We start from the raw sequence: 22309 nt of genomic DNA, 5'->3' as shown, positions 1-22309 counted from the left end.
TCCATTTTCAAGGTTTATTTGCGGGTAGGGTCAGCGCTTGCTCAGTAGTACCGGCACATGCGAGGGGCAAAGGGTGAAGGCGTAAATTTCACTCGTTTCAACGGCGTCCGGGTCCGGTAGCACATGGAAGCTCCTGGCCAATGTGCTGATGGCCATGAGGCACTCCAGTTTCGCCAGGCGATGACCGGGGCAATACCTCGGCCCGGATCCAAAGGGCATGAAGGCCTTGGGGTTGTCATCGACATAGCGGACGTCATCGAGCCAGCGTTCGGGGCGCATCTGCCAGGCATCGGTAAAGCAGCCAGACTGCTGTCCCAGGTGGCCCGGCAACAGGAACAACGGGGTGCCTCGGGTCACCGACACATTGTCGATCAGCACATCCTGGTTAGGCTCAAGCGTCAGGAGCGGAAACACCGGTTTGAGACGCATGCTTTCCTGTATGACTGCGTTGACGTAGCGCAACTCATCAATTTGCTTTATGTCGCTCAACCGGGTGCCGGCACCAATGACACAGTCCACCTCGCGCTGCATCTCACGCTGGATATCGGGGTGACGGGCCATGTAGTAAATCGTCCAGGCAATCGTATTGGCAGTGGTGTCCTCTCCCGCCAACAGGAAAGTCAGTACATTGCCGACAATCTCGCCATCGCTCAGGGCTCCGGTGTCATTGTTGTTCTGATAGGCAACCAATGCTTCAACCATGTTACCCGGGCGCTCGCAAAGCGAGGGATCGGCTGCAATACGTACGCGCGCCTGCGCGATCATTTCATTGACTGTCTGGTTTATTTGCGCAAGGGATGCGTCGAACTTGCGGTCCAACTTAGACTTCAGGTAACGCCAATAGGGAAATATCGCGGCCTGACGCCGCGCAGCCGTGTGCAAGAATTGCGATAGGTGCCCCTGCAGCACGCTGTCCTTGTCATTCAAGGTATTCAGGTCATGACCAAAGGCAAACCCGGCAACGATGTCGACCGTATAGCTCATCGAATCCTGGCGAATATCAAACGCCCGCCGGGCGATAGCGCGCCCGCGCCAATGGTTCTCAAGGCGTTCCGTGACTGCCTCCAGCCGACTCCAGAAATGTTTGACATGCAGTTTGTCAAATGCCGGCACAACCAACTCGCATGGCGTCGCCACTTCTGCCCCTCGGCCACAAACACGCCATCGGCTCCAACTTCCAGGCCCAGCTCTTCCATTTTGCTCCATCGACGAAACTTTTCCGGACGATTGCGCAACAACTCCCCGATCAGTGCCGCATCGGAAATAACCAAAATACGGCGCCTACCGATTCTGAATGTATAGATAGAGCCATATCGGTCCGCCCACTCGCATAGTTGCCTGTAGACCTGCGATGACTTGAGTTGCAATGCATTACCGAGCAACGGCAACCCGGCGGGTCCGGGAAGTTGTTCAATCGCAGGCATTGCTACCCCCTGGTTCGACATCATTTCGAGAGGTCAGGCGTAAATAGGCATTTTTTAATGTTTGATCGAGTTGCCAATCATGACTGGCACCTGTGCGACCACTGCTCTGGACGAGTTCAGCGAGATGCAGACTGTCTTCTTTTCCTTTCCAGTTTTTCCGGTACTCACCCGATTTGTATCCATTGCGTTGTCGAAACACATGCAATTCATATTTTTCGCGGTACGTTGAAACCACAGCGTCCCAGTCACTCAGCCCCGACAGGCAAAATATGCGCTCCAGCACAGGCAAGGCAGCTATTCCAAAAATCGCCAGGCCCGCGAACCACTCCAATAGCTGCAGGACATCACAGGCCTTCAGGTCAATCGCGCGCTTGTCGAACAGATAATGTTTCACTTCGGGATCTGATTGCCCGACCAGGGCGCGAGCAGAAATACTCAGGTCACCGCGATTTTCACTGATGTGATGGGAGAGGAAGAAGCTCAATACATCCATGAGTTCATATTGAAACTGTTGCAGATCGGGGGTCTGTGGAGTCCACCACTTCCAGCCGTGATGGTCCATGGCCTCGGCGGTTTCAGCCAGAACGCCACGCAGATAAGGATACTGGGCACGGGACCAGTCCGGATCCACCAGGCAATTGAGACTGTTCTGCCATGAGACCAGCGACAGAGCCTGTTCAAACGAAATTCCCTCCATCCGATGAAACCTCTTCGATCTGACCACCCATTCAAGAGCTGAACAAAGTGTCATCTCGGAATCAGAGCAACTATCAGCTCTTTCGGATATGTGCGTAGGAAACTACGCTACAGATTCAGCTACCCATGAAAAGACCGGGTCAGGGACGCTGGTTCGCATCAACTGACAGCCCCCGGCGCATTCCGCCGTTCGGGATGCGCCCTTTTGCTAGTGATCTAGCCCCGCCGACGAAACAACGGCCGCGGCTCAATCACTGAACGCCCGTACAACACGCTCATTCCTGCCAATCCTTTCAATGCATCTTCTGCGGATTTGTCTTCACGCACGGCAAAGCTGTCGAAGCCGCATTGGCGCATGTGGCTGAGTTGATCGCGCAAGACATCGCCGATGGCGCGCAACTCGCCGGCCCAGCCCAATCGCGTGCGCAGCAGATACGCCTGGCTGTATCCGCGGCCATCGCGAAAGCTCGGAAAATCCAGGGCGATCAAGGGCAGTTGGGCAAACCATGGCTGAAGGCTTTCCACTTCATCGTCCGGCCCCAGCCACACGCCGCTTTGCGACGGGTTTTCCAGCCAACGGCTCAGCGACAGAATCGCGGCACCCACGGGCAGCGGTGCTTGCGGGTCGCGCACGAGCGTCCACGGATCATCCGCGACAATCCGCGCCATGCCCTCTTCCAGCCGCAACAGATTGTTCATGCCGACACCTCCAGCACTTTCGCATAGACCGCCTCCTTGAACGGCTCTAGCCCGATCCGTTGGAAGGCATCGACGAACAGTTCTTCGCTCTCGCGATAACGCACGAAGGTGTCGATGATGCGCTCGATCACCCCGGGCACTTCGGCGGCGCGGAAGGACGGGCCAATGACCTTGCCCAATGCGCTGTGCTTACCCTGGGCGCCGCCGAGGGTGATCTGGTACCACTCGGTGCCGTTCTTATCGACCCCCAGAATGCCGATATTGCCGATGTGATGGTGACCGCAGGCATTCATGCAGCCGGAGATATTGAGGCTGATGTCGCCCAGGTCGTGCAGGTAGTCGAGGTCTTCGAAGCGTGCGGTAATAGCCTTGGCGATGGGGATCGACTTGGCGTTGGCCAGCGCGCAGAAATCGCCACCGGGGCAGGCGATGATGTCGGTGAGCAATCCGGCGTTGGCGCTGCCTAGATTGTGTCCGCAGGCCAGGCGCCACAGGGTGAACAGATCGGCCTTGGACACGTCCGGAAGGACGATATTCTGCTCATGGGCAATGCGGATTTCGCCGAAGCCGAAGCGTTCGGACCACTCGGCCACCGCCTCCATCTGCTCGGTAGTGACATCGCCCGGTGGCGCAGCGCTGCCGGGCTTGGTCGACAACACTACGCTGGCATAGCCCGATACTTTGTGCGGCTGCACATTACGCTGCACCCAACGAGCGAACGCCGGGTTTTCGGCCAGGTGCGTGCCGAAATCGAGGTTGGTGTCGGACAGATTACGATATGGCGGTGCGACGAACGCACTGGCCACACGCTCGAACTCGTCCAGGGTCAGTTGCGCCGGGCCGTTCTTGAGGTACTGCCACTCTTCCTCCACTTCCCGGGCGAAGGCCTCGATGCCCAGGGCTTTGACCAGAATCTTGATTCGTGCCTTGTACTTGTTGTCCCGCCGGCCATGGCGGTTATACACCCGCAGCACCGCCTCTACGTAAGACAGCAGGTGCTGCCACGGCAAGCCTTCGCGGATCTGCACGCCGAGGATCGGCGTACGCCCCAGACCGCCGCCCACCATGACTCGCAGGAGCATGTGTCCTTCGCAACCCGGGTAAAGATAAAGGCCGATGTCATGCATCATGATCGCCGCGCGGTCCTGCTCGGCCGAGCAGATGGCGATCTTGAACTTGCGCGGCAGGAACAGGAATTCCGGATTGATGGTCGACCACTGCCGCAGAATTTCCGCCAACGGTCGCGGGTCAATCATTTCGTCGGCCGCAACCCCGGCAAAGGCTTCGGTGGTGATGTTGCGCACGCAGTTGCCGGAGGTCTGGATCGCATGCATTTCCACCTCGGCCAGGCGTTCGAGGATGTCCGGCACCTGGGTCAGTTCAATCCAGTTGAACTGCATGTTCTGTCGAGTGGTGAAATGGCCGTAGCCGCGATCGTAATCCCGGGCGATGCTAGCCAACGTACGCAACTGCCGGGCACTCAGCGTGCCGTAGGGAATTGCCACCCGCAGCATGTAAGCGTGCTTTTGCATGTACAGGCCGTTCTGCAGGCGCAACGGCAGGAACTCTTCTTCGTTCAGCTCACCGGCCATGAAGCGCTCGACCTGATCACGGAACTGCGCAACCCGTTCGAACACCAGCGCCCGGTCGTAGTCGTCGTACTGATACATGTAAATACCTCATCAGGATTGCGGGGCATCGGGCTCTGTGGCTCGTTCATAAGAGCGACTATGCGCCAGCGGTGCAGCGTGTTACAGATTCACCTGAATCGTTAAAAACCGTATCAGAGCGCGTGAGATCGCCGCAGTAGCGCAACTTATCTGATCCGCACAAATGAAATATTCCTGAACCTGTTTTGTTTTCGCCACGGTTTTTACAGTGCATGTCATTGCAACCGCGGAAGCTTCGATCATGAGCACAACAACTATCGGACAGGCTTATAACTACAAGGTCGTCCGCCAATTCATCGTGGCGACCGTGATCTGGGGCGTCGTGGGGATGGCGATGGGCGTGTGGATCGCCTCGCAACTGGTGTGGCCGCAGATGAACCTGGACCTGCCGTGGACCACCTTCGGGCGCTTGCGCCCGCTGCACACCAGCCTGGTGATTTTCGGTTTCGCCGGCAGCGCACAATTCGCCGCCAGCTATTACGCGGTGCAGCGTACCTGCCAGGTGCGGCTGTTCTCGGACACACTCGCCGCCTTCACGTTCTGGGGCTGGCAGTCGGTGATTGTGGTGATGCTGATCACCCTGCCGCTGGGCTACACCACCACCAAGGAATACGCCGAAATCGAATTTACCGGCGCGGTGTGGATGACCGTGGTCTGGGTTGCATACGCCGTGGTGTTCTTCACTACCATAGTGCAACGCAAGACCAGACACATTTACGTCGGCAACTGGTTCTTCGGTGCATTCATCGTGGTCATCGCCATGCTGCACGTGGTCAATCACCTGTCGATTCCAGTCGACTGGTTCAAGTCCTATCCGGTGTACTCCGGGGCCACCGACGCCATGGTGCAATGGTGGTACGGGCACAACGCCGTGGGCTTTTTCCTGACCACCGGTTTTCTGGGGATGATGTATTACTTCGTGCCAAAACAAGTGGACCGGCCGGTGTATTCCTATCGCCTGTCGATTGTGCACTTCTGGGCGCTGATCACCCTGTACATCTGGGCAGGTCCGCACCACTTGCACTACACCGCACTGCCGGACTGGGCTCAGTCCCTGGGCATGGCGATGTCGCTGATCCTGCTGGCGCCGAGTTGGGGCGGGATGATCAACGGCATGATGACCCTGTCCGGTGCCTGGCATAAGTTGCGCAGCGACCCGATCCTGCGTTTCCTGGTGCTGTCCCTGGCGTTCTACGGCATGTCGACCTTCGAAGGGCCGATGATGGCGATCAAGACCGTCAACGCCCTCTCCCACTATACCGACTGGACCATCGGCCACGTACACGCAGGCGCCTTGGGCTGGGTGGCGATGATTACCTTCGGTGCGACCTATCACATGGTGCCGAAGGTATTCGGACGCGATCAGATGCACAGCACGCCGCTGATCAACCTGCACTTTTGGCTCGCCACTATCGGCACCGTGCTGTACATCGCCTCGATGTGGGTCAACGGCATCACCCAGGGCCTGATGTGGCGCGCGATCAACGATGACGGCACGTTGACCTACTCCTTCGTCGAAGCCTTGCAGGCCAGCCATCCGGGATTCGTCGTGCGCTTTGCCGGCGGGGTGTTCTTCCTCAGCGGCATGCTGCTGATGGCCTACAACGTGTGGCGCACAGTGCGGGTTACGGACGTGGCGATGGCCGAACGCGAGCTGCGGTTTGCCTGATGATTGAAGTCATATTGAACATTCCGGCTGTGGCATTTTTGTGGTTCGCCATCGAGTATTGTCTGCGCCACCAGACCGCCGAGAGCCTGGACGATGCGAGCCTGATCCCGTTTGCGGATGACCCGGAAGTGGCGCGGCGGGTTGAGTTGGCGACGGGCAAGACAGTGAATGCGGTGGCGCCTGAAGTGCCGAAACCGGGGTGGGGCAACCTCGAAATCTGAGGCACCACCGACCACTCCTACAGGGTTATTTGTCTCAGCTGCGCTCCCGGGGAATCAGGCTTTGCAGTTGTTGCGCCAGGAAGTTTGCATCGAACTCAAAAGTGTCCGGGTCTTTCAAGCCATTGGTCTTGCGCCACTGCCAGCTAATGGAAGGCGGCAGGCACACCAGTGACACGCTGCCATAACGTGCTGCTGTAAAGCCCATCACCGCCACGCAAATCTGCCCGCCGACACCCATCACCTCCGGCACGAATTCCACCGGTTTGCCAGCGATCAGGATGCTCAGCTTTTCGGTCTTGAATGGAGAGGTCTCCACCGGAACACTCGGCCCCGACGCGACATACACTTCGCGGTTCACTTCGAGCAGGTCAGGTGCCTTGACCGGTTCCAGCCACTGCTGGATCTGATCGAACAGCGCACCAATGCGCTTCGCCCACTCGGCCGATTGCGACTCGAACACTTGCTTTTTGTGCGCTTCGCTTTCGGCGTAGTGGCGAAGCATTTCGCCCAGTTGCTGTACATCGTCCATTGCAGTGTTCCTTTGGTTGCAGCGGTGTTACGGACATTGAGCATGGCAGATGCGAGAGGCCGATGTGCGACTAACAGCCAGGAGGTATGCCAGGGGTTCGCCCTGGGCGGCTGACTCAACCGGCCTTGGGCGGGCGACGCAGGCGCGCCATGCTCAAGGTATCCACCAGCACGCCGTCGCGCACGGCGTAATCACGGAACAGGCCCTCGGTTTCGAAACCGAACTTGCGGTACAGGGCAATGGCCGCTTCGTTGTCGGCGTACACCGAAAGCTCGATGCGCTGCAGATTCATCCAGTTGTCAGCGATATCCAGTGCCGTCGCGAGCAGCTTCGAACCAACGCCCTTGCCCTGCCACGCCACCGCAACACCCATACCGAAACTGCCGGCATGGCTGCGACGAATGCGTGAGAACTGCTCCAGGCCAATGTTGCCGATGACCGTTCCTTGATGCAGGGCCACCACTTTCACCAGGCGTTCGTTATCCAGCGCCAGGCGACTGCGCCAGAGCTCGGTGGACTGAAACGGCATTTGCAGGGTTTGTCGGGCGATCTGCGGGTCGTTGTACAGCGCCGTGATGCCTTCGATATGGGACTCGTTGAAGCGTTCGAGGGTGATAACGGGCTCGGTGGCTGGCATGGGTGAATCATCCTTGAAGCAGACATGGCCGTTCACTCTATAACGCGACCTTCCTGTGTGGCGAGTACCAATGTGGGAGCGACGGTGCGGCGATCCGACCTGCTCGCGAAGGCGTCATCACATTCAACATTGAAGGTGACTGGTCAACCGCATTCGCGAGCAGGCTCGCTCCCACAGTCGGGTTGCGTTCAGCTTTCGAACCACGCCCGGCGCTCGTTGAAGGTGTTTTCGATCAATTCGACGATCATCCTTACCTGCGCGTCGCCCCCGGAATGGGCATTGACCGCCATCCACACCTGACGTCGCATCGGCTGGTCAAACAGGCCCGGCAAGGCGATCAGCGCGCGGTCGAAGTGGCTCATGTAGTGCGGCAGCAGGCCGATGCAGGCACTGCAACGGATCATCTCCAGCATCAGCTCCCAGGATTGCAGCTGCACCGCTCCGGCCAGGCGCTGATCCACCAGCGCATTCCATGGCCGCAGGCTTTCAACCTGGCCGTCCTGCTGCCATTGCACCAGGAGAAAACCGGCCAGGTCATCCACGCATTCCGGCCTGGAAGCGACCCGCGAGTAGCGCTTGGCAATGTGCGGCAGGTAATTCAGTTGCACCAGACGCCGGGGTTCAGTGGTGGCAAAGCTTGGCCCCGGTAACGGTGACTCGGTCTCGCCCAGCCACACCACCACGTCGGCGCTGACCGCCTGCAATGACAATTCGCTGTCGAGCGTGATGATATCCAGCCGCAGGCTGGCGTTGCGCCGCAGCAGTGCAACCAGGCCGCGTCCGAGAAGGTCATGCAGGATCGAATCCGCCACGGCCAGACGAATCAACGGCTGCTCGATCACCGGCAAATTGCGCTCATGGGCCAGGGCGATCAATTGTGCGTGCAAACGCAAGCCATCGCGGCTGAGGCTCAAACCATTGTCTGAATGATTGAACAGTGAACACTGGAGCTGCGTCTCCAGCTGCACCAGTTGCCTGCGCAGGCGGGTGGCCTTGAGGTTGAGACTGCGGGCGGCCTGCATGAAGCAACCGCAACGGGCGCTGGCGGTGAAACACAGCGCCAGTTCGGGGTCGATACCTGCTGCCAACTGGCGCCAGGAGGTGTTTTTTTCAATGGCTACACGATACTCGGTAGCCCCCAGGCGGGTGCTGGTTTCCATGACTGACATCGAGGACTCCCTGTCGATCTGACACTGACAGTTGCATCCTGCGGATCGTTCATGAACCTGCCATGACAAAGACTCAGGTGCTGGGCGTCTGGCGAAAGCTCACGGCCAGGCGGTTCCAGCTGTTGATGGTGGTGACGGCGATGGTCAAGTCGACCATTTCGCTTTCACTGAACTGCTCCCGGGTCTGGGCGTAGACATCGTCCGGCACATGGCTTTCGGAGAGCAAAGTGACCGCCTCGGTCCAGGCCAGCGCGGCTCTTTCCCGCGGATTGAAAAAATTACTGTCGCGCCAGACCACTATGCAATAGAGGCGCCGATCGCTTTCGCCCAGGCGCCGTGCATCCACCGAATGCATGTCGGTGCAAAAGGCACAGCCATTGAGCTGCGAAGCACGAATCTTGATCAGGTGCAGCAGGCCCTGCTCGATGCTCAGGCTGCTGGTCAGCGCCTCCATCGCGATCATGGCTTTCATCGCTTTGGGGGACGCGCTGTAGTAATCCAGGCGAAGGGTCATGGAGCGATCTCGTGCAGCAGTGATGTGACCTTCACCGTAGCCGCTGGCGCTCAGGCATGACAGATCCAATCAGGCGATTTCCCCGGGGACCACCGCCACCAGACCAATTGACGGTTTTTCCACTGCACAACTTCTGTACCACAAGCGGATAGGGGTAATCTTGCGCGACGCACACGCGCCTCAACAGCCCCGGAGCCTCGCCGGTATGGAACTACATGTTGTCATCAACGGCCGCAAGGACCTGGCCGGCCAGCTGTACAACCAACTGCGCAGCGCCATCGAGTCCGGTCGCCTGACCGCCGGGACGCAACTGCCGCCCAGCCGTTTGCTGGCCGAGCAATTGGGTATTTCGCGCAAGACCATTTCCGATACCTACTCCCAGCTGACCTACGAAAACTTCCTCACCGGCGTGGTCGGCAAAGGCACTTACGTCAACGCGCGCACTCCGAAGGTGCAGCGTAAACAGAGCCATTGCGAGCTTGCCGGTTTCGAGGTGATCGAGTCCTGGCGCAACCTGCCGGTGTTTCTGCGTCACCCGACGCTTGAGGGCTCGCTGCGCTACGACTTCATCGGCGGCGCCACCGGCAAGGGCCAGTTTCCCCAGGATGACTGGCGACGCTGCACCTCTCACGCACTGCGCCAGATTGCCGGTTCCAAAGGCCTCTACAGCCTGCCAGAGGGCTTGCCAGCCCTGCGCAACGCCATTGCCCGGCACATCGCGTTCTCCCGCGGGGTCAATTGCCAGGATGAAGATGTGGTGGTGTGCAATGGCGCGCAGCAGGCGCTGGACCTGATCGCCAGGGTGCTGATCAGTCCGGGTAGCCTGGTCGCCATGGAAGACCCAGGCTACCCACCGGCGCGGCTGCTGTTCGGCAGCCATGGCGCCACGGTGATTGGCATGCCGGTGGACGCCGAAGGCATTGTGGTGGACCAGATTCCTCGCGGTACGCGCCTGATCTACGTCACCCCTTCGCACCAGTTCCCGCTGGGCATGCCGATGAGCCAGGCGCGTCGGGTAGCCCTGCTGGCCAAGGCTCATGAGCTGGGCGCGATCATCATCGAGGACGACTACGACAGCGAATTCCGCTACGAGGGCCGTCCTGCCGATTCCCTGCAAAGCATGGATGAACGGGGGATCGTCGCTTACGTCGGAACGTTTTCGAAAACCCTGTTGCCGGAACTGCGTCTGGGCTATGCGATCCTGCCGCCAGCAATCCTCGAGGCCGTGGTTCGTGCCAAACAGCTCACCGACCTGCACACTTCGACCCTGCCGCAATGGGCGCTGGCCAAGTTCATCGCCGAAGGCTGCCTGCTCAAGCACATCCGGCGCTGCCATACGATCTATGCCGGGCGCCGCGAGCGAATCCTGACGCGTATGGCCGGCGATCTCTCGCCCTGGCTCGAGGCGGTGCCGACCACCGCCGGTTTCCACATGGTGGTGATGTGCAAAGTGCCGATGGATATTCCATTAGTGATCGAACTGGCGAAAAAAGTCGAAGTCGGGCTCTATGCCATCGACAGCTTCTTCTATCAGCAAGCGCCCAAGGCCGGGCTTTTCCTCGGTTTTGGCGCCATCGAAACCCTTGACATCGACATCGCCCTGGACCGTTTGCGCGACATTCTGCAGCAGGTGGCCTGACGGATTGGCCTGCGGCTTTATCCGGCGATTGGCTATTGGCGGTCCACGGGGGCAGGCCTATCCTGCATAGGCGTTATCCCTCAATGAGCAGGATTCGTCCGGCCTGATTCAGGAGTGTGAGCAATGTCCCATGAAGTGATCAATACCGTACAGGTACAGGCCGCCGCCGGCCGCTCGGATGAACTGGGTAAGCAACTGCAAAAGATTGTCGAAACCCTGCGTGAACTACCGGGCTGCGAATCCTATATGGTCGACCGCTGCCCCGAGGACACCAATCGCTGGACCGTCAGCGCCCACTGGCAATCGGAAGCGGCCATGCGATCGCATTTCAACTGCCCGCAGGTCCAGGGCTTCATCAGCCTGATCGATAGCCAACTGGCCAACGCCGTGGACTTCAACAGCTTTCCGATCGTTTAAAAACAAGATCAAAAGATCGCAGCCTGCGGCAGCTCCTGCACGGAATTCTCCGCAGGAGCTGCCGCAGGCTGCGATCTTTGCTTTTAACGCCGGTTAATTGGTCCCCTCGCCTTCCCCAATATTGGCTGTTTAACCTCTATTACTTGCGCACTACTGTTGTTTTCGACAACTAACCCACCGCAGGTAAAGAACCATGAACGTGTTGCGCTTCTGTGCTGCCCCCCTTGCCGCCCTGGCCCTGATGTTTTGTGCATCGGCTTTTGCCCATGATCCTTCGGAAAAGGTGACTGTCCTGCAGGACGAATTGCTGAAGAACGTCCCCGGTAAAAAAGCGCTGATGATCGAAGTCGATTACCAACCCGGTCAGTCGTCCATCGCCCACAAACACGATGGCTCCACCATGGCCTACGTCACCTCGGGAGCAATCGTTTCTCAAGTCAGGGGCGAGCCGGCGAAAACCTACAAGGCCGGTGAGTTCTGGTATGAGCCGGCGGGATCGGAACACCTGGTATCGAAAAACGCCAGCGCAACCAAACCGGCCAAATTGCTGGTGTTCATGGTGTTGGCCCCGGATGAAAAAGTGCTGATCCCATTGGAACACTGATGCCTGAACGTGCAGCTATAAATAAAAAGGCCCGAATCGCGAATTCGGGACTTTTAATTTCCTCACGCAATTAACCGAAGACTTTTAAACCAAACAAAACTATTGGCCACCTGACAAGTGCGGATATTTGCCATTTAAATAAATCAACCAGGGTTTAGTCTTGAGTCACCGCCGGAACAGCACCGGCAACTTTAACTTTCGACTAAAATTGTTTCACTGGAGAAACACCATGAAACTTGCGCTTGCCAGTACGTTGACCATGGCTGTTGTATTAACCGGCTGCTCGATCCCCACCGCGCCCACGGCGGTCTCTTCGCTGAACGGTATCTTCACCGAACCGGTGGGCCGTAGCGCTGCCACCAGCATTACCAACGGCAGCCATGTTTCGTTGGGCGTTATCTACAGCCAATCCACTCAGACCAATCGTGCCTACCTTCGGGATTATCAAGCCAACGCCGGCACCGGTTTCGGCCAGAGCCTGCTGGTGCAGCCGATTCATGACGCCTACGTAGCCACCTCCAGGCCAGACCAGGCGGTGGATTGGGTCAAGGCCTCCCTGCAGCGGCAATTTGGCTCGGTTATCGTATACCCGGACATTCAGAGCCTCAGGGCAGCGAAACCGGATGTGATGGCAGTGGTCGACACCCGCAGTCAACTGATGACCTCGCGCAGTTCGGATATCCAGGCGGATGTCCGTGCGGACTTTTATGACAAGAACTTCAACTACATCGGTACTGCGCAAGGTCATGACGCCAAGGCACTTAGTCCGGTTTGGGCCGATTTTAAACGCAGCGAGGAGATAGTTGCCGACATTAACGAACAACAAAATGTGCAAGCAAGGGCCCTGCAGAAGTTTGACCAGTCGCTCAGTAATTTATTGACCAACCCGACAAGTAATGTGTCGATGGTTGATAATAAATCCAGCCAGAAGTTGTATTGACTTCAATGGCCCCATCGCGAGCAGGCTCGCTCCCACAGTGGGCTTCTGTTGTACACAAAATCTGTGTTCACTGAAGAATGACTGTGGGAGCGAGCCTGCTCGCGATGGGGCCCGGTCAGCCACCACAAAACCCAGGTCAAAAAAAACCCGCATCTCTCGATGCGGGTTTTTTCATCCAGCGCCTATCAGGCCGCCGGTTCCAGCTCCAGGCTGGCAGCAGTAGGCGCGACCGCCTGACCGCTCAACGCCAGGTCTAGCAGTTCGCGGTTGGCCACCGCGTACATGGCGTAGTCGGTGCCGCTGGCGGCACGGATTTCCACCAGCATGGCGCGCCAGCGTTCGATCATGCTCTCGTGCTGATCCATCCACAGGGAGAGCCGTGTTTCCACGTCCTGGGTACCATCGCCCTGTTGCAGGACCGAGATGGTGATCGCACGTTGCTGCCAGTCGACGTCATCGCGGAACGCTTCACGGGCCAGGGCCTGCCAGTTGTTTTCAACCGGCAGAGCGCTGATCTGTTGCATGTACCAGGTGATGTCCAGCGCACTGCCCACGGCGAAGTAGGCCTTGGCCACGTCCGCAGGGTCCTGGCCGGTCACGTCGGAGGCCTCGATGATCGGCAGCAAGGTGTACAGGTGCGAGGTGCCAGCCACCATGCGCGCCAGCAGCTCCGGTACACCGGCTGCGACGTACGCCTGGTAACGGGCCTGCCAGGTTTCGTGGATCTCGCCACTGAGCAACTCGTCGAGCTTGAGGCCCAACTCCTTCAGGTGCGGACCGAAGTGGGCGACGTCACGGGCAGCGTTCTGCTCGTTGCGACGGGCACGCAGGAACCAGCGCGTGGCGCGGCGGCCCAGACGCATCAGCTCGTCCATCAGCTCCAGTTGCACGTCGGCGCAGACCTGGTAGTCCAGGTTCTCGATCTGACGGAACCAATGCGGGAGGTGGAAAATGTCGCGCACGATCACGTAGGCGCCGGCCACGTTCGCCGGGCTCATGCCGGTCGACTCTTTGAGTCGCTGAACGAAGGTAATGCCCATGTGGTTGACCAGATCGTTGGCGATCTGGGTGCTGACGATTTCGCGCTTCAGACGGTGACGACGCATCGCCGCGGAGAACTTGCTCACCAGGGTTGGCGGGAAAGCGGTTTCCATGTCGCGGGTCAGGTAGTCGTCGTCCGGCACCAGGGAGCCCAGCAACTGCTCCTTGAGGTCGATCTTGCTGTACGAGATCAGCACCGACAGCTCGGCGCGGGTCAGGCCGTGGCCTGCGGCGATGCGCTCGTTGATTGCATCTTCGGCCGGCAGGAACTCGATGGCGCGATCCAGCTTGCCGCGACCTTCCAGATCGTTCATCAAGCGCTTGTATTCGGCAATCCGCGGCAAGGCGCGACGGGCTGCCAGGGACAGGGCCTGAGTCTGCTTGTAGTTGTTGCCCAGCACCAGACCACCGACTTCGTCGGTCATGCTCGCCAGCAACTGGTTACGTTGCTTGTCGGTCATGTCGCCGGCCTGAACCACTTCGTTCAGCAGGATCTTGATGTTCACTTCGTGGTCGGAGCAGTCCACGCCACCGGCGTTGTCGATGAAGTCGGTGTTGGAACCGCCGCCATTGAGGCCGAACTCGACGCGACCCAGTTGGGTCATGCCCAGGTTACCGCCCTCGCCCACGACTTTGCAGCGCAGTTCGTTGCCGTTCACGCGCAGTGCATCGTTAGCCTTGTCGCCGACATCGGCGTGGCTTTCGCTGCTGGCTTTGACGTAAGTACCGATACCGCCGTTCCACAGCAGATCCACCGGAGCCTTGAGCAAGGCGTTCAGCAGTTCGGTCGGGGTCAGCTTGTCGGCCTGGATGTCGAAGCGCTCTTGCATCTGCGGGGAAATCGCGATGCTCTTCGCGCTACGCGAGAAGATGCCGCCGCCTTCGGACATGATGCTGGTGTCGTAGTCCGACCAGGCCGAACGCGGCAGGTCGAACAGGCGCTGACGCTCGGCGAAGCTCGATGCCGGCTCAGGGTTCGGGTCGATGAAGATGTGCAGGTGGTTGAACGCTGCGACCAGTTGCAGCTTGTCGGACATCAGCAAGCCGTTGCCGAACACGTCACCGGCCATGTCGCCGACGCCCACGACAGTGATGCTGTCTTCCTGGACATTGATACCGCGCTCGCGGAAGTGGCGCTGTACGCCGACCCACGCGCCCTTGGCGGTGATGCCCATTTTCTTGTGGTCGTAACCGGCCGAACCACCGGACGCAAACGCGTCACCCAGCCAGAAGCCGTAGTCGATGGCGATGCCGTTGGCAATGTCGGAGAAGGTTGCAGTGCCCTTGTCCGCCGCGACTACCAGATACGGGTCATCGTGGTCATGACGCACGACGTTGGCCGGTGGCACCAGGGCGCCGTCTTTCAGGTTGTCGGTGATGTCCAGCAGGCCCGAAATGAAGATGCGGTAGCAGGCGATGCCCTCGGCCGCGATCTCGTCACGGCTGCCGCCCAGTGGCAGGCGACGCGGCAGGAAGCCGCCCTTCGCGCCCACCGGCACGATCACCGAGTTCTTCACTTGCTGGGCTTTTACCAGGCCCAGGACTTCGGTGCGGTAGTCTTCTTCACGGTCGGACCAGCGCAGGCCGCCACGAGCCACGTTGCCGAAGCGCAGGTGCACGCCTTCGACACGCGGCGAGTAGACGAAGATTTCGAACTTCGGTACCGGCTTGGGCAGTTCAGGAATCAAGTGCGGGTTGAACTTGAAGCTGAAGTACGACTTGTTATGGCCGTTGGCATCGGTCTGGTAGAAGTTGGTGCGCAGGGTGGCCTTGATCAGGTCCAGGTAGCGACGCAGGATGCGGTCTTCGTTGAGTACCTGGACGTCGTCCAGGGCGCTGTGAATCGCGTGTTCCAGGCGTTGTTGCTTGTCGTCCAGATCGTCGCCGGTCAGCTTGCGCGCCAGGTAGAAACGGGTCTTGAACAACCGGGTCAGCTCGCGAGCGATGTCGGTGTGATTGTTCAGGGTGCTGGCGATGTAGCCCAGGTCGAAACCCAGACGAATCTGCTTCATGTAGCGGGCGTAGGCACGCAGCAGCGCCACGTCGCGCCATGGCAGGCCGGCGGTCAGGACCAGACGGTTGAACGCATCGTTCTCGGCATCGCCACGCACGATGTGGACGAATGCGTCCTGCAGCGTGTCGTTGAGTTGCTGGATGTCGAGTTCCAGGCCTTCAGCGGCAGTGAACGCGAAATCGTGAATCCAGAACTCGCGGCCACTGTTGTGACGCAGGCGGTACGGGAACTCACCCAGCACACGCAGGCCGAGGTTTTCCAGGATTGGCAGTACATCGGACAACGCCAGCGGGGTATCGGCGTGGTACAGCTTGCAGTGCAGCATGCGCTGGCCGGACACCTGGCCCAGCGGCTGGTAGAAGCTCATCACCAGCGGATTTTTTTCGTTGAGGCTCAGCAGGTGCTGCATGTCGACCACTGCCGAGTGAGCGGCGAAACGCTCGCGGTAGCCGGCCGGGAAGCCTTTCGGGAAGTCAGCCAGCACGTTGGTGCCGTGGGCTTCGCCGAAGCTTTCGATGGTCAGGGCGGCGTAGTCGTCCTGCCAGCTGCGGCAGGCCTGCACCACTTCTTTTTCCAGCAGCAGCGGGTCGATGTCGAGACGGTTTTTCGGGTCGACGCGCAGGATCAGCTGCACGCGGGCCAGCACGGACTCGGAGAAGAACGTCCAGAACTCGCAATCGGTCGCTTTCAGGCGATCCATCAGCACTTGCTGGATCTTCTGACGCACTTCGGTGGAATAGATATCACGCGGCACGTAGGCCAGGCAGTAGCAGAAACGGCCGTACGGGTCTTTGCGCAGGAACACGCGAATCTTGTTGCGTTCCTGGATCTGCACGATCGACATCACGGTGCTGAACAGCTCGTCCACCGGGGTCTGGAACAGATCGTCGCGCGGCAGCACTTCGAGCACCTGCGCCAGTTCCTTGCCCAGGTGAGCCTTGGCCTGGAAACCCGAACGGCGTTCGACTTCCTCGACCTTGCGGCGGATGTACGGGATCACCCGCACGCTCTCGCCATACACCGACGAGGTGTACAGGCCCATGAAACGGCATTCCTTGATGACCTTGCCGTTGGCATCAACTTCACGGATCGACACGAAATCCGGGTAAGCCGGACGGTGGACACGGCTTGGGTGCGAAGCCTTGGCGAACGACAGCAGGGTCGGTTCGCGCAGGTAGTTCACGGCGTAGTCTTCGATGCGCAGGTCATCGTAGGTCAGGCCGGCGCGCAGCAGTTTGGTCAGGCCGAGGAAGGAGTCCTTGTCATAGACGATGTGGCCGCCATCGGCTTCATCGCTGACCACGAACTCTTCGTAGCCGAGGAAGGTGAAGTGGTTACCCACCAGCCATTCCAGGAAGCTCTTGATTTCGCTCTTCTCATCGCCATCGACGGTGAACTGGCTGTTGTCCAGCATGGTCAGGATGTCCTGGACCTTGGCCTTCATCGGCTCGAAATCGCCAACGGCCACGCGGACTTCACCGAGCACCTGCTCCAGCTCTTTGCTCAGGACATTGAGCTCGGCGGTGTTGGCGCAGCGGTCGATTTCCAGGAACATCAGCGATTCTTGCTGAATGTCGTCGCCCTGGGTGCCTTTGGGCAGGATTTCCAACAGCTCGCCCTTGCTGCCACGACGCACGCTGAGCACGGTGGTTTGCAGGGTATGGATGCTGTAGCCGCGGCGGTTCAGCTCGGTACGCACCGAGTCCACCAGGAATGGCAGGTCGTGGTGCAGCACTTCGACCGCGGTGTGGGTCGACTGCCAGCCGTGGCGTTCGTAATCGGGGTTGAAGACGCGCACTTGCGGTTGCGCGTGATCGAAGCGCTCAAGCAGGCGCCATGCAGAAAGGGTGCAGCCAGCAAGGTCGGACAACCGACGCTGGGTCAGCTCGTCAAGGGAAATGATGCCGAAGAATTGTTCAGCGAACAGCGCCACTTGTGGCAGTGCCTGTTCACTGATGTGCTGCGCCAGTGCCGCTTGCAGTTGGTGCTGGAAGTCGGCTTTGCTGGCTGCGGTGAAGAACGCCATCTGTGGTACTCCGCTTGGGCTTGTTATTGATGGAAGCGTCGCGTGCAAAGCCCCTGTTCGGGGCTACCCGTCACCCGGCTCCTGATTCTCGGGCAGAGGAAACAGGGTGACAGGTGGGTGAAGCTGGACGAGACACTCAGGTCACATTCACCTTCCGTGAATGGGCATCTGCAAAAACGACTGGGCCGGGTGCAGCGCAATGTTTTTACGGGTGCTCATCCGTTGCGCAGCTTAACGAGTGCGGCAAGGCCCATGCTTGCGGTGCTGCGACATATTCGGTCATCGGTACGCAGCTCAAGGCACGCGCATCGAACAACACTAGCATTCGCACAGAAAAATGACGGTTTTTCGTCCGGTTTTACGGGACATGCGTACCAGAAATGACCAGTAACACTCTCTCCGTCCACGACCGGGTCTTTGACACTCGGACGAGCAGAAATCTTCGCGGGCTGGCAAAATCGCCCTTTGTTGCGTTTACCACGCCCGCCGGGCCAGGAATTTCCCATGAAAATGAAAACCGCCCTCTTGATCGTCAACCCTTGCGACGACGAAGAAGACAACATGGCCATGCTCTGCTGCCACAGCGACCAGGGCGAAATGTTCCTGATGAGCCGCTACCCCGATGAAGACGAGCTGGAAATCACCCTCGACGGCGAGCCTTCGACGCTCGATGGCGTGAAAGTCACGCTCAGCCCTACTCTGCTGAAGATTGAAATTGCGGCGGCGGATGCTGATGTGCTGAATGGGGATGATGTGCTGGAGATCACCTTCAATCCGGACATGGTGGATCTGGCTGAAGTGGAAGTGACCTTGCAGAACATTCTTAAGGGTACTGGTACCTTTATCAGCCAGATTTGAGGTGTTTGATCTGCCCTCATCGCGAGCAGGCTCACTCCTACAGTTGATCGTCGTACACCGTCAATGTAGGAGTGAGCCTGCTCGCGATGAGGCCGGTACAGCCACCCAATCACTCCCCTGCTACAAAAATCCAGCAATTGCCCCAATCATTTCCCGCACTTTGCGCAAAATGCCGTTAGTCGGCGCCCCCTGCGATGGATTAAAGTAACGCCCCCGGCCCTGGCGTACTTCGAACGTCCTCGGCCACCCTTTTGCAGGAACAGTCATCGATGGAACATCGTGAAGCGCTACTCGCGCTGCGAACCTTTCTTTCAACGCAGATTCTCGGCCAGGAAAAACTCATCGAGCGCTTGCTCATCGCCCTGCTCGCCGACGGCCACATGCTGGTCGAGGGCGCCCCTGGCCTGGCCAAGACCAAGGCCATCAAAGAACTCGCCGAAGGCATCGAAGCCCAGTTCCACCGTATCCAGTTCACCCCTGACCTGTTGCCGGCCGACATTACCGGTACGGAAATCTACCGCCCGGAAACCGGCAGTTTCGTGTTCCAGCAAGGCCCGATTTTCCACAACCTGGTGTTGGCGGACGAAATCAACCGCGCCCCGGCCAAGGTTCAGTCGGCCTTGCTCGAAGCCATGGGCGAGCGGCAAGTCAGTGTCGGACGCAGCACCTATGAACTGTCGCCCTTGTTTTTGGTGATGGCCACGCAGAACCCTATCGAGCAGGAAGGCACCTACCCGCTGCCCGAAGCCCAGCTCGACCGCTTCCTGATGCACGTGAAAATCGGTTTCCCGGACGCGACGGTTGAACGCAAGATCCTGCAACAGGCCCGTGGCGAAGCCCTGAACGGCGAAGCGAAGCCTGAGCGTCGGGTTACCCAACAGACGATCTTCGCCGCACGCAAGGAAATCCTCGGCTTGTACATGGCCGACGCCGTGGAGGAATACCTGGTGCAACTGGTCATGGCCACCCGCACCCCGGCCAAGTTCGATCCGGAAATGGCCGAGTGGATCGCCTACGGCGCCAGCCCGCGCGGTTCGATTGCCCTGGACCGCTGCGCCCGCGCCCACGCCTGGCTGGCCGGGCGCGACTTCGTCAGCCCGGAAGACATACAGGCCGTGCTGTTCGACGTGCTGCGCCATCGCATCATTCTTTCCTTTGAAGCCGAAGCCGCTGGCATCGACCAGGACCGGGTGGTCCAGCGGATTCTCGACGTCGTAGCCGTCGCTTGACCCCGATGAAAGCCAGCCTGCCGCCCGAGCCGGGCATCCGTGTCAGCCTCGCCGACCTGATCGAGATGCGCCATCGCGTGCGCGAAGTGCAGCTGTTTTCCACGCCGAGCCAACGCAGCCCGCTGATCGGCCTGCACCATTCCAAATTGCGCGGCCGTGGTGTGGACTTCGATCAGGTGCGGGTCTATCAGGCCGGCGACGATGTGCGCACCATTGACTGGCGCGTGACCGCACGCACCCAGGAGCCTCACACCAAGCTGTTCCACGAAGAACGTGAGCGGCCGATTTTCATCATGGTCGAACAAAGCCATCGCCTGTTTTTTGGCTCGGGCCTGATGTTCAAGTCAGTGCTCGCCGCACAGGCCGCGAGCCTGATCGGTTGGGCAGCCCTGGGGCATAACGACCGGGTCGGCGGGCTGGTGTATGGCGACAATCAGCACTACGAAATCAAGCCTCGGCGCAGCAAGCAAAGCCTGCTGCAGCTGCTCAACCGGCTGGTGCGGGTCAATCAGTCGCTGAACAGCGAAAGCGAGCCGGACCGTGATGCCTTTGGTATCGCCCTGCGCCGCGCCCGGGAAGTGTCCCGCCCGGGCAGCCTGGTGATTGTGATTTGCGATGAACGCGCGCTATCGGAAAGCGCCGAGCAACAGCTGAGCCTGTTATCGCGTCATTGCGACCTGTTGCTGCTGCCGGTGTCCGACCCGCTGGATCATGCCCTGCCCGCCGCGGGACTTTTACGTTTCGCCGAGCGCGGAGCGCAACTGGAACTCGATACGCTGAATTTCGACCTGCGCCAGACTTACCGGGCCCAGGCCGAAGCACGCATCGCGCGCTGGGAGCTGCTCGCGCAGAAACTGCGCGTCTTGCTGATGCCACTGAGTACCCAGAGCGAAATGGTCGAGCAACTGCGCGAGTACCTGAACCCACAGAAACCAGGGAAAGGTCGATGAGCAGCCTTGATCAACTGCAACCCCTGATATCCCCGCCACCGGTGGAATTCTGGCCTCCGGCACCGGGTTGGTGGTTGCTGCTTTTATTGGTGCCACTGATCGGTTTTGGCCTGTGGAAGCTGCGTCGCTTCATTCCGGACAAGCGCCCGGTGGTACGTGCTGAACAGCCGCTTGACCCGGTGCGCCTTGCCGCCCTGGCGGAGCTGGCCTTGATGCCCAAACCCTACGACGGTGCGCCAGCCGGTGCCTGGCTGCAGCAACTCAACGGCTTGCTCAAACGCCTGTGCCGCAACCATTACCCCTACAGCCAGAGCCATACCCTCAACGGCCGCAAATGGCTGGCGTTCCTCGACAACCGCTGCCCGGCGGCCGGGCTGACTCGCTGGATGGTGCTTGTGGAAGGCGCCTACAAACCCGAATGCAAGCTCGACGACAAGGCGATCGCCGGCCTGACCCAAGCCGTCGACACATGGATTCGCAAGCATGTTTGAATTTGCCTGGCCGTGGATTTTTGCCCTGCTGCCGCTGCCGTGGCTGATGCGCATCGTATTGCCGGTGGCCGACAGTGGCGAACCGGCACTCAAGGTCAGCTTCCTGAGCGATCTCGAAGGCCTCGCCGGACGTCGCGCCCGGGCCAACCTGCCGGCATGGCGCCAACAGACGCCGTTCATTCTGCTGTGGCTGTTACTGCTGGTCGCGGCGGCGCGCCCGCAGTGGCTCGGCGAACCCTTGCCGATCGCCGCCAGCGGTCGCGATCTGCTGGTCGCGGTGGACGTTTCCGGCTCCATGGATTTCCCTGACATGCAGTGGCAGGACGAAGATATGAGTCGACTGTCGTTGGTCCAGCACCTGCTCGGCGACTTCCTCGAAAGTCGCGAAGGTGACCGCGTCGGCCTGATCCTGTTTGGCAGCCGGGCCTACCTGCAGGCACCGCTGACCTTCGACCGCCACACCGTACGCGTCTGGCTCGACGAAGCGCGCATCGGCATTGCCGGCAAAAACACCGCCATCGGCGATGCTATCGGTCTGGCCCTCAAACGCCTGCGTTTGCGCCCGGCAACAAGCCGCGTGCTGATACTGGTCACCGACGGTGCCAACAATGGCGGTGAAATCGATCCGCTCACCGCCGCCCGACTGGCGGCCCAAGAAGGTGTGAAAATCTACCCGATCGGCATCGGTGCCGATCCGGAACAAAGTGGCTCCGTGGGGTTCCTCGGTGTCAATCCGAGCCTGGACCTCGACGAGCCGTCCCTGAAAGCCATCGCCGTAGCCACCGGTGGCCGGTATTTCCGCGCCCACGATGGCAAGGAACTGCAATCGATCAAGGACACCCTTGACCAACTGGAGCCCGTGGCCCAACAAC

The 22309-nt window shown here is 59.6% G+C and carries 19 protein-coding genes and 1 pseudogene; 11 read left to right on the top strand and 9 right to left on the bottom strand.

All coding sequences use genetic code 11. From position 1 onward, the window contains the following. Positions 1-30: 30 nt before the first annotated feature. From KGA83_RS00845 to KGA83_RS00830, 4 genes and pseudogenes are all read right to left on the bottom strand, one after another. A pseudogene (locus tag KGA83_RS00845) lies at positions 31-1424 on the bottom strand (cytochrome P450). After that, positions 1411-2121, bottom strand: coding sequence for a dUTP diphosphatase (locus tag KGA83_RS00840; protein WP_223527678.1), 711 nt, complete (start codon positions 2119-2121; stop codon positions 1411-1413). The pseudogene KGA83_RS00845 and the gene KGA83_RS00840 overlap by 14 nt, the downstream one beginning before the upstream one ends. 215 nt (positions 2122-2336) lie before the next feature. After that, a complete protein-coding gene (locus KGA83_RS00835) occupies positions 2337-2819 on the bottom strand; it encodes a DUF934 domain-containing protein (protein ID WP_223527676.1) in 483 nt (160 codons plus the stop codon). Beyond that, a complete protein-coding gene (locus tag KGA83_RS00830) occupies positions 2816-4489 on the bottom strand; it encodes a nitrite/sulfite reductase (protein ID WP_223527674.1) in 1674 nt (557 codons plus the stop codon). The genes KGA83_RS00835 and KGA83_RS00830 overlap by 4 nt, the downstream gene beginning before the upstream one ends. A 241-nt stretch (positions 4490-4730) precedes the next feature. Here KGA83_RS00830 and ccoN point away from each other — a divergent pair, with 241 nt between their 5' ends. Both ccoN and KGA83_RS00820 read left to right on the top strand, forming a co-directional pair. Beyond that, the gene (ccoN, locus tag KGA83_RS00825; RefSeq protein WP_223527672.1) at positions 4731-6158 is read left to right on the top strand and encodes a cytochrome-c oxidase, cbb3-type subunit I; all 1428 of its coding nucleotides are present in this window, start codon (positions 4731-4733) and stop codon (positions 6156-6158) included. Continuing rightward, positions 6158-6379, top strand: coding sequence for a CcoQ/FixQ family Cbb3-type cytochrome c oxidase assembly chaperone (locus tag KGA83_RS00820; protein ID WP_108215843.1), 222 nt, complete (start codon positions 6158-6160; stop codon positions 6377-6379). Before ccoN ends, KGA83_RS00820 begins: the two co-directional genes overlap by 1 nt. 34 nt (positions 6380-6413) lie before the next feature. Here the strand turns inward: KGA83_RS00820 and KGA83_RS00815 are convergent, their stop codons facing one another. From KGA83_RS00815 to KGA83_RS00800, 4 genes are all read right to left on the bottom strand, one after another. Further along, the gene (locus KGA83_RS00815) at positions 6414-6908 is read right to left on the bottom strand and encodes a hypothetical protein (protein WP_108215844.1); all 495 of its coding nucleotides are present in this window, start codon (positions 6906-6908) and stop codon (positions 6414-6416) included. Positions 6909-7023: 115 nt separating this feature from the next. Then, positions 7024-7545 (bottom strand): GNAT family N-acetyltransferase, encoded by a 522-nt coding sequence (locus tag KGA83_RS00810; RefSeq protein ID WP_108215845.1) that lies wholly within the window; start codon positions 7543-7545, stop codon positions 7024-7026. Positions 7546-7733: 188 nt separating this feature from the next. Further along, positions 7734-8714 (bottom strand): LysR family transcriptional regulator, encoded by a 981-nt coding sequence (locus KGA83_RS00805; RefSeq protein ID WP_223527670.1) that lies wholly within the window; start codon positions 8712-8714, stop codon positions 7734-7736. 73 nt (positions 8715-8787) lie between these two features. Next, positions 8788-9228, bottom strand: coding sequence for a carboxymuconolactone decarboxylase family protein (locus KGA83_RS00800; RefSeq protein WP_108215847.1), 441 nt, complete (start codon positions 9226-9228; stop codon positions 8788-8790). Positions 9229-9433: 205 nt separating this feature from the next. Between KGA83_RS00800 and KGA83_RS00795 the strand changes: the two genes are divergently transcribed. From KGA83_RS00795 to KGA83_RS00780, 4 genes are all read left to right on the top strand, one after another. Continuing rightward, positions 9434-10867 (top strand): PLP-dependent aminotransferase family protein, encoded by a 1434-nt coding sequence (locus KGA83_RS00795; protein WP_223527668.1) that lies wholly within the window; start codon positions 9434-9436, stop codon positions 10865-10867. Between the two features lie 123 nt (positions 10868-10990). Then, positions 10991-11284: a putative quinol monooxygenase gene (locus KGA83_RS00790; protein ID WP_108215849.1), complete on the top strand. Its 294-nt coding sequence runs from the start codon at positions 10991-10993 to the stop codon at positions 11282-11284. Positions 11285-11477: 193 nt separating this feature from the next. Then, positions 11478-11888 carry a cupin domain-containing protein gene (locus KGA83_RS00785; RefSeq protein WP_108215850.1) on the top strand — a complete coding sequence of 137 codons (411 nt, stop codon included), beginning with the start codon at positions 11478-11480 and terminating at the stop codon, positions 11886-11888. Between the two features lie 229 nt (positions 11889-12117). After that, positions 12118-12828: an ATPase gene (locus KGA83_RS00780; RefSeq protein ID WP_223527666.1), complete on the top strand. Its 711-nt coding sequence runs from the start codon at positions 12118-12120 to the stop codon at positions 12826-12828. A gap of 185 nt (positions 12829-13013) precedes the next feature. On the opposite strand, the gene KGA83_RS00775 is transcribed toward KGA83_RS00780, so the two are convergent. After that, entirely contained in the window at positions 13014-17909 is a 4896-nt protein-coding gene (locus KGA83_RS00775; RefSeq protein WP_223527665.1) for an NAD-glutamate dehydrogenase, read from the bottom strand. Between the two features lie 504 nt (positions 17910-18413). Between KGA83_RS00775 and KGA83_RS00770 the strand changes: the two genes are divergently transcribed. From KGA83_RS00770 to KGA83_RS00750, 5 genes are all read left to right on the top strand, one after another. Beyond that, entirely contained in the window at positions 18414-18767 is a 354-nt protein-coding gene (locus tag KGA83_RS00770) for a hypothetical protein (protein ID WP_108215853.1), read from the top strand. Positions 18768-19036: 269 nt separating this feature from the next. Beyond that, positions 19037-19996, top strand: a complete 960-nt coding sequence (locus KGA83_RS00765) for an AAA family ATPase (protein WP_108215854.1) — start codon at positions 19037-19039, stop codon at positions 19994-19996. Positions 19997-20001: 5 nt separating this feature from the next. After that, positions 20002-20946 carry a DUF58 domain-containing protein gene (locus tag KGA83_RS00760; RefSeq protein WP_108215855.1) on the top strand — a complete coding sequence of 315 codons (945 nt, stop codon included), beginning with the start codon at positions 20002-20004 and terminating at the stop codon, positions 20944-20946. Beyond that, a complete protein-coding gene (locus tag KGA83_RS00755) occupies positions 20943-21437 on the top strand; it encodes a DUF4381 domain-containing protein (protein WP_108215856.1) in 495 nt (164 codons plus the stop codon). Before KGA83_RS00760 ends, KGA83_RS00755 begins: the two co-directional genes overlap by 4 nt. Then, a partial coding sequence (locus KGA83_RS00750) for a vWA domain-containing protein (protein ID WP_223527663.1) occupies positions 21430-22309 on the top strand: 880 nt, incomplete at its 3' end. The genes KGA83_RS00755 and KGA83_RS00750, both read left to right, overlap by 8 nt.

Origin of the sequence: Pseudomonas sp. GL-R-19 (assembly GCF_019956375.1) — a bacterium.
Classification (GTDB): domain Bacteria; phylum Pseudomonadota; class Gammaproteobacteria; order Pseudomonadales; family Pseudomonadaceae; genus Aquipseudomonas.
Note: the sequence above shows the minus strand (reverse complement) of the source record. Positions and strands in the feature narration are given on the sequence as shown.

Coding starts and splice junctions, on each gene's coding strand:
- KGA83_RS00830 (WP_223527674.1), bottom strand. CDS start 4,489: ATGTATCAGTACGACGACTACGACCGGGCGCTGGTGTTCGAACGGGTT.
- KGA83_RS00800 (WP_108215847.1), bottom strand. CDS start 9,228: ATGACCCTTCGCCTGGATTACTACAGCGCGTCCCCCAAAGCGATGAAA.
- KGA83_RS00770 (WP_108215853.1), top strand. CDS start 18,414: ATGAAAATGAAAACCGCCCTCTTGATCGTCAACCCTTGCGACGACGAA.
- KGA83_RS00780 (WP_223527666.1), top strand. CDS start 12,118: ATGAAACTTGCGCTTGCCAGTACGTTGACCATGGCTGTTGTATTAACC.
- ccoN (WP_223527672.1), top strand. CDS start 4,731: ATGAGCACAACAACTATCGGACAGGCTTATAACTACAAGGTCGTCCGC.
- KGA83_RS00840 (WP_223527678.1), bottom strand. CDS start 2,121: ATGGAGGGAATTTCGTTTGAACAGGCTCTGTCGCTGGTCTCATGGCAG.
- KGA83_RS00790 (WP_108215849.1), top strand. CDS start 10,991: ATGTCCCATGAAGTGATCAATACCGTACAGGTACAGGCCGCCGCCGGC.
- KGA83_RS00835 (WP_223527676.1), bottom strand. CDS start 2,819: ATGAACAATCTGTTGCGGCTGGAAGAGGGCATGGCGCGGATTGTCGCG.
- KGA83_RS00765 (WP_108215854.1), top strand. CDS start 19,037: ATGGAACATCGTGAAGCGCTACTCGCGCTGCGAACCTTTCTTTCAACG.
- KGA83_RS00755 (WP_108215856.1), top strand. CDS start 20,943: ATGAGCAGCCTTGATCAACTGCAACCCCTGATATCCCCGCCACCGGTG.
- KGA83_RS00820 (WP_108215843.1), top strand. CDS start 6,158: ATGATTGAAGTCATATTGAACATTCCGGCTGTGGCATTTTTGTGGTTC.
- KGA83_RS00775 (WP_223527665.1), bottom strand. CDS start 17,909: ATGGCGTTCTTCACCGCAGCCAGCAAAGCCGACTTCCAGCACCAACTG.
- KGA83_RS00785 (WP_108215850.1), top strand. CDS start 11,478: ATGAACGTGTTGCGCTTCTGTGCTGCCCCCCTTGCCGCCCTGGCCCTG.
- KGA83_RS00760 (WP_108215855.1), top strand. CDS start 20,002: ATGAAAGCCAGCCTGCCGCCCGAGCCGGGCATCCGTGTCAGCCTCGCC.
- KGA83_RS00815 (WP_108215844.1), bottom strand. CDS start 6,908: ATGGACGATGTACAGCAACTGGGCGAAATGCTTCGCCACTACGCCGAA.
- KGA83_RS00795 (WP_223527668.1), top strand. CDS start 9,434: ATGGAACTACATGTTGTCATCAACGGCCGCAAGGACCTGGCCGGCCAG.
- KGA83_RS00805 (WP_223527670.1), bottom strand. CDS start 8,714: ATGTCAGTCATGGAAACCAGCACCCGCCTGGGGGCTACCGAGTATCGT.
- KGA83_RS00810 (WP_108215845.1), bottom strand. CDS start 7,545: ATGCCAGCCACCGAGCCCGTTATCACCCTCGAACGCTTCAACGAGTCC.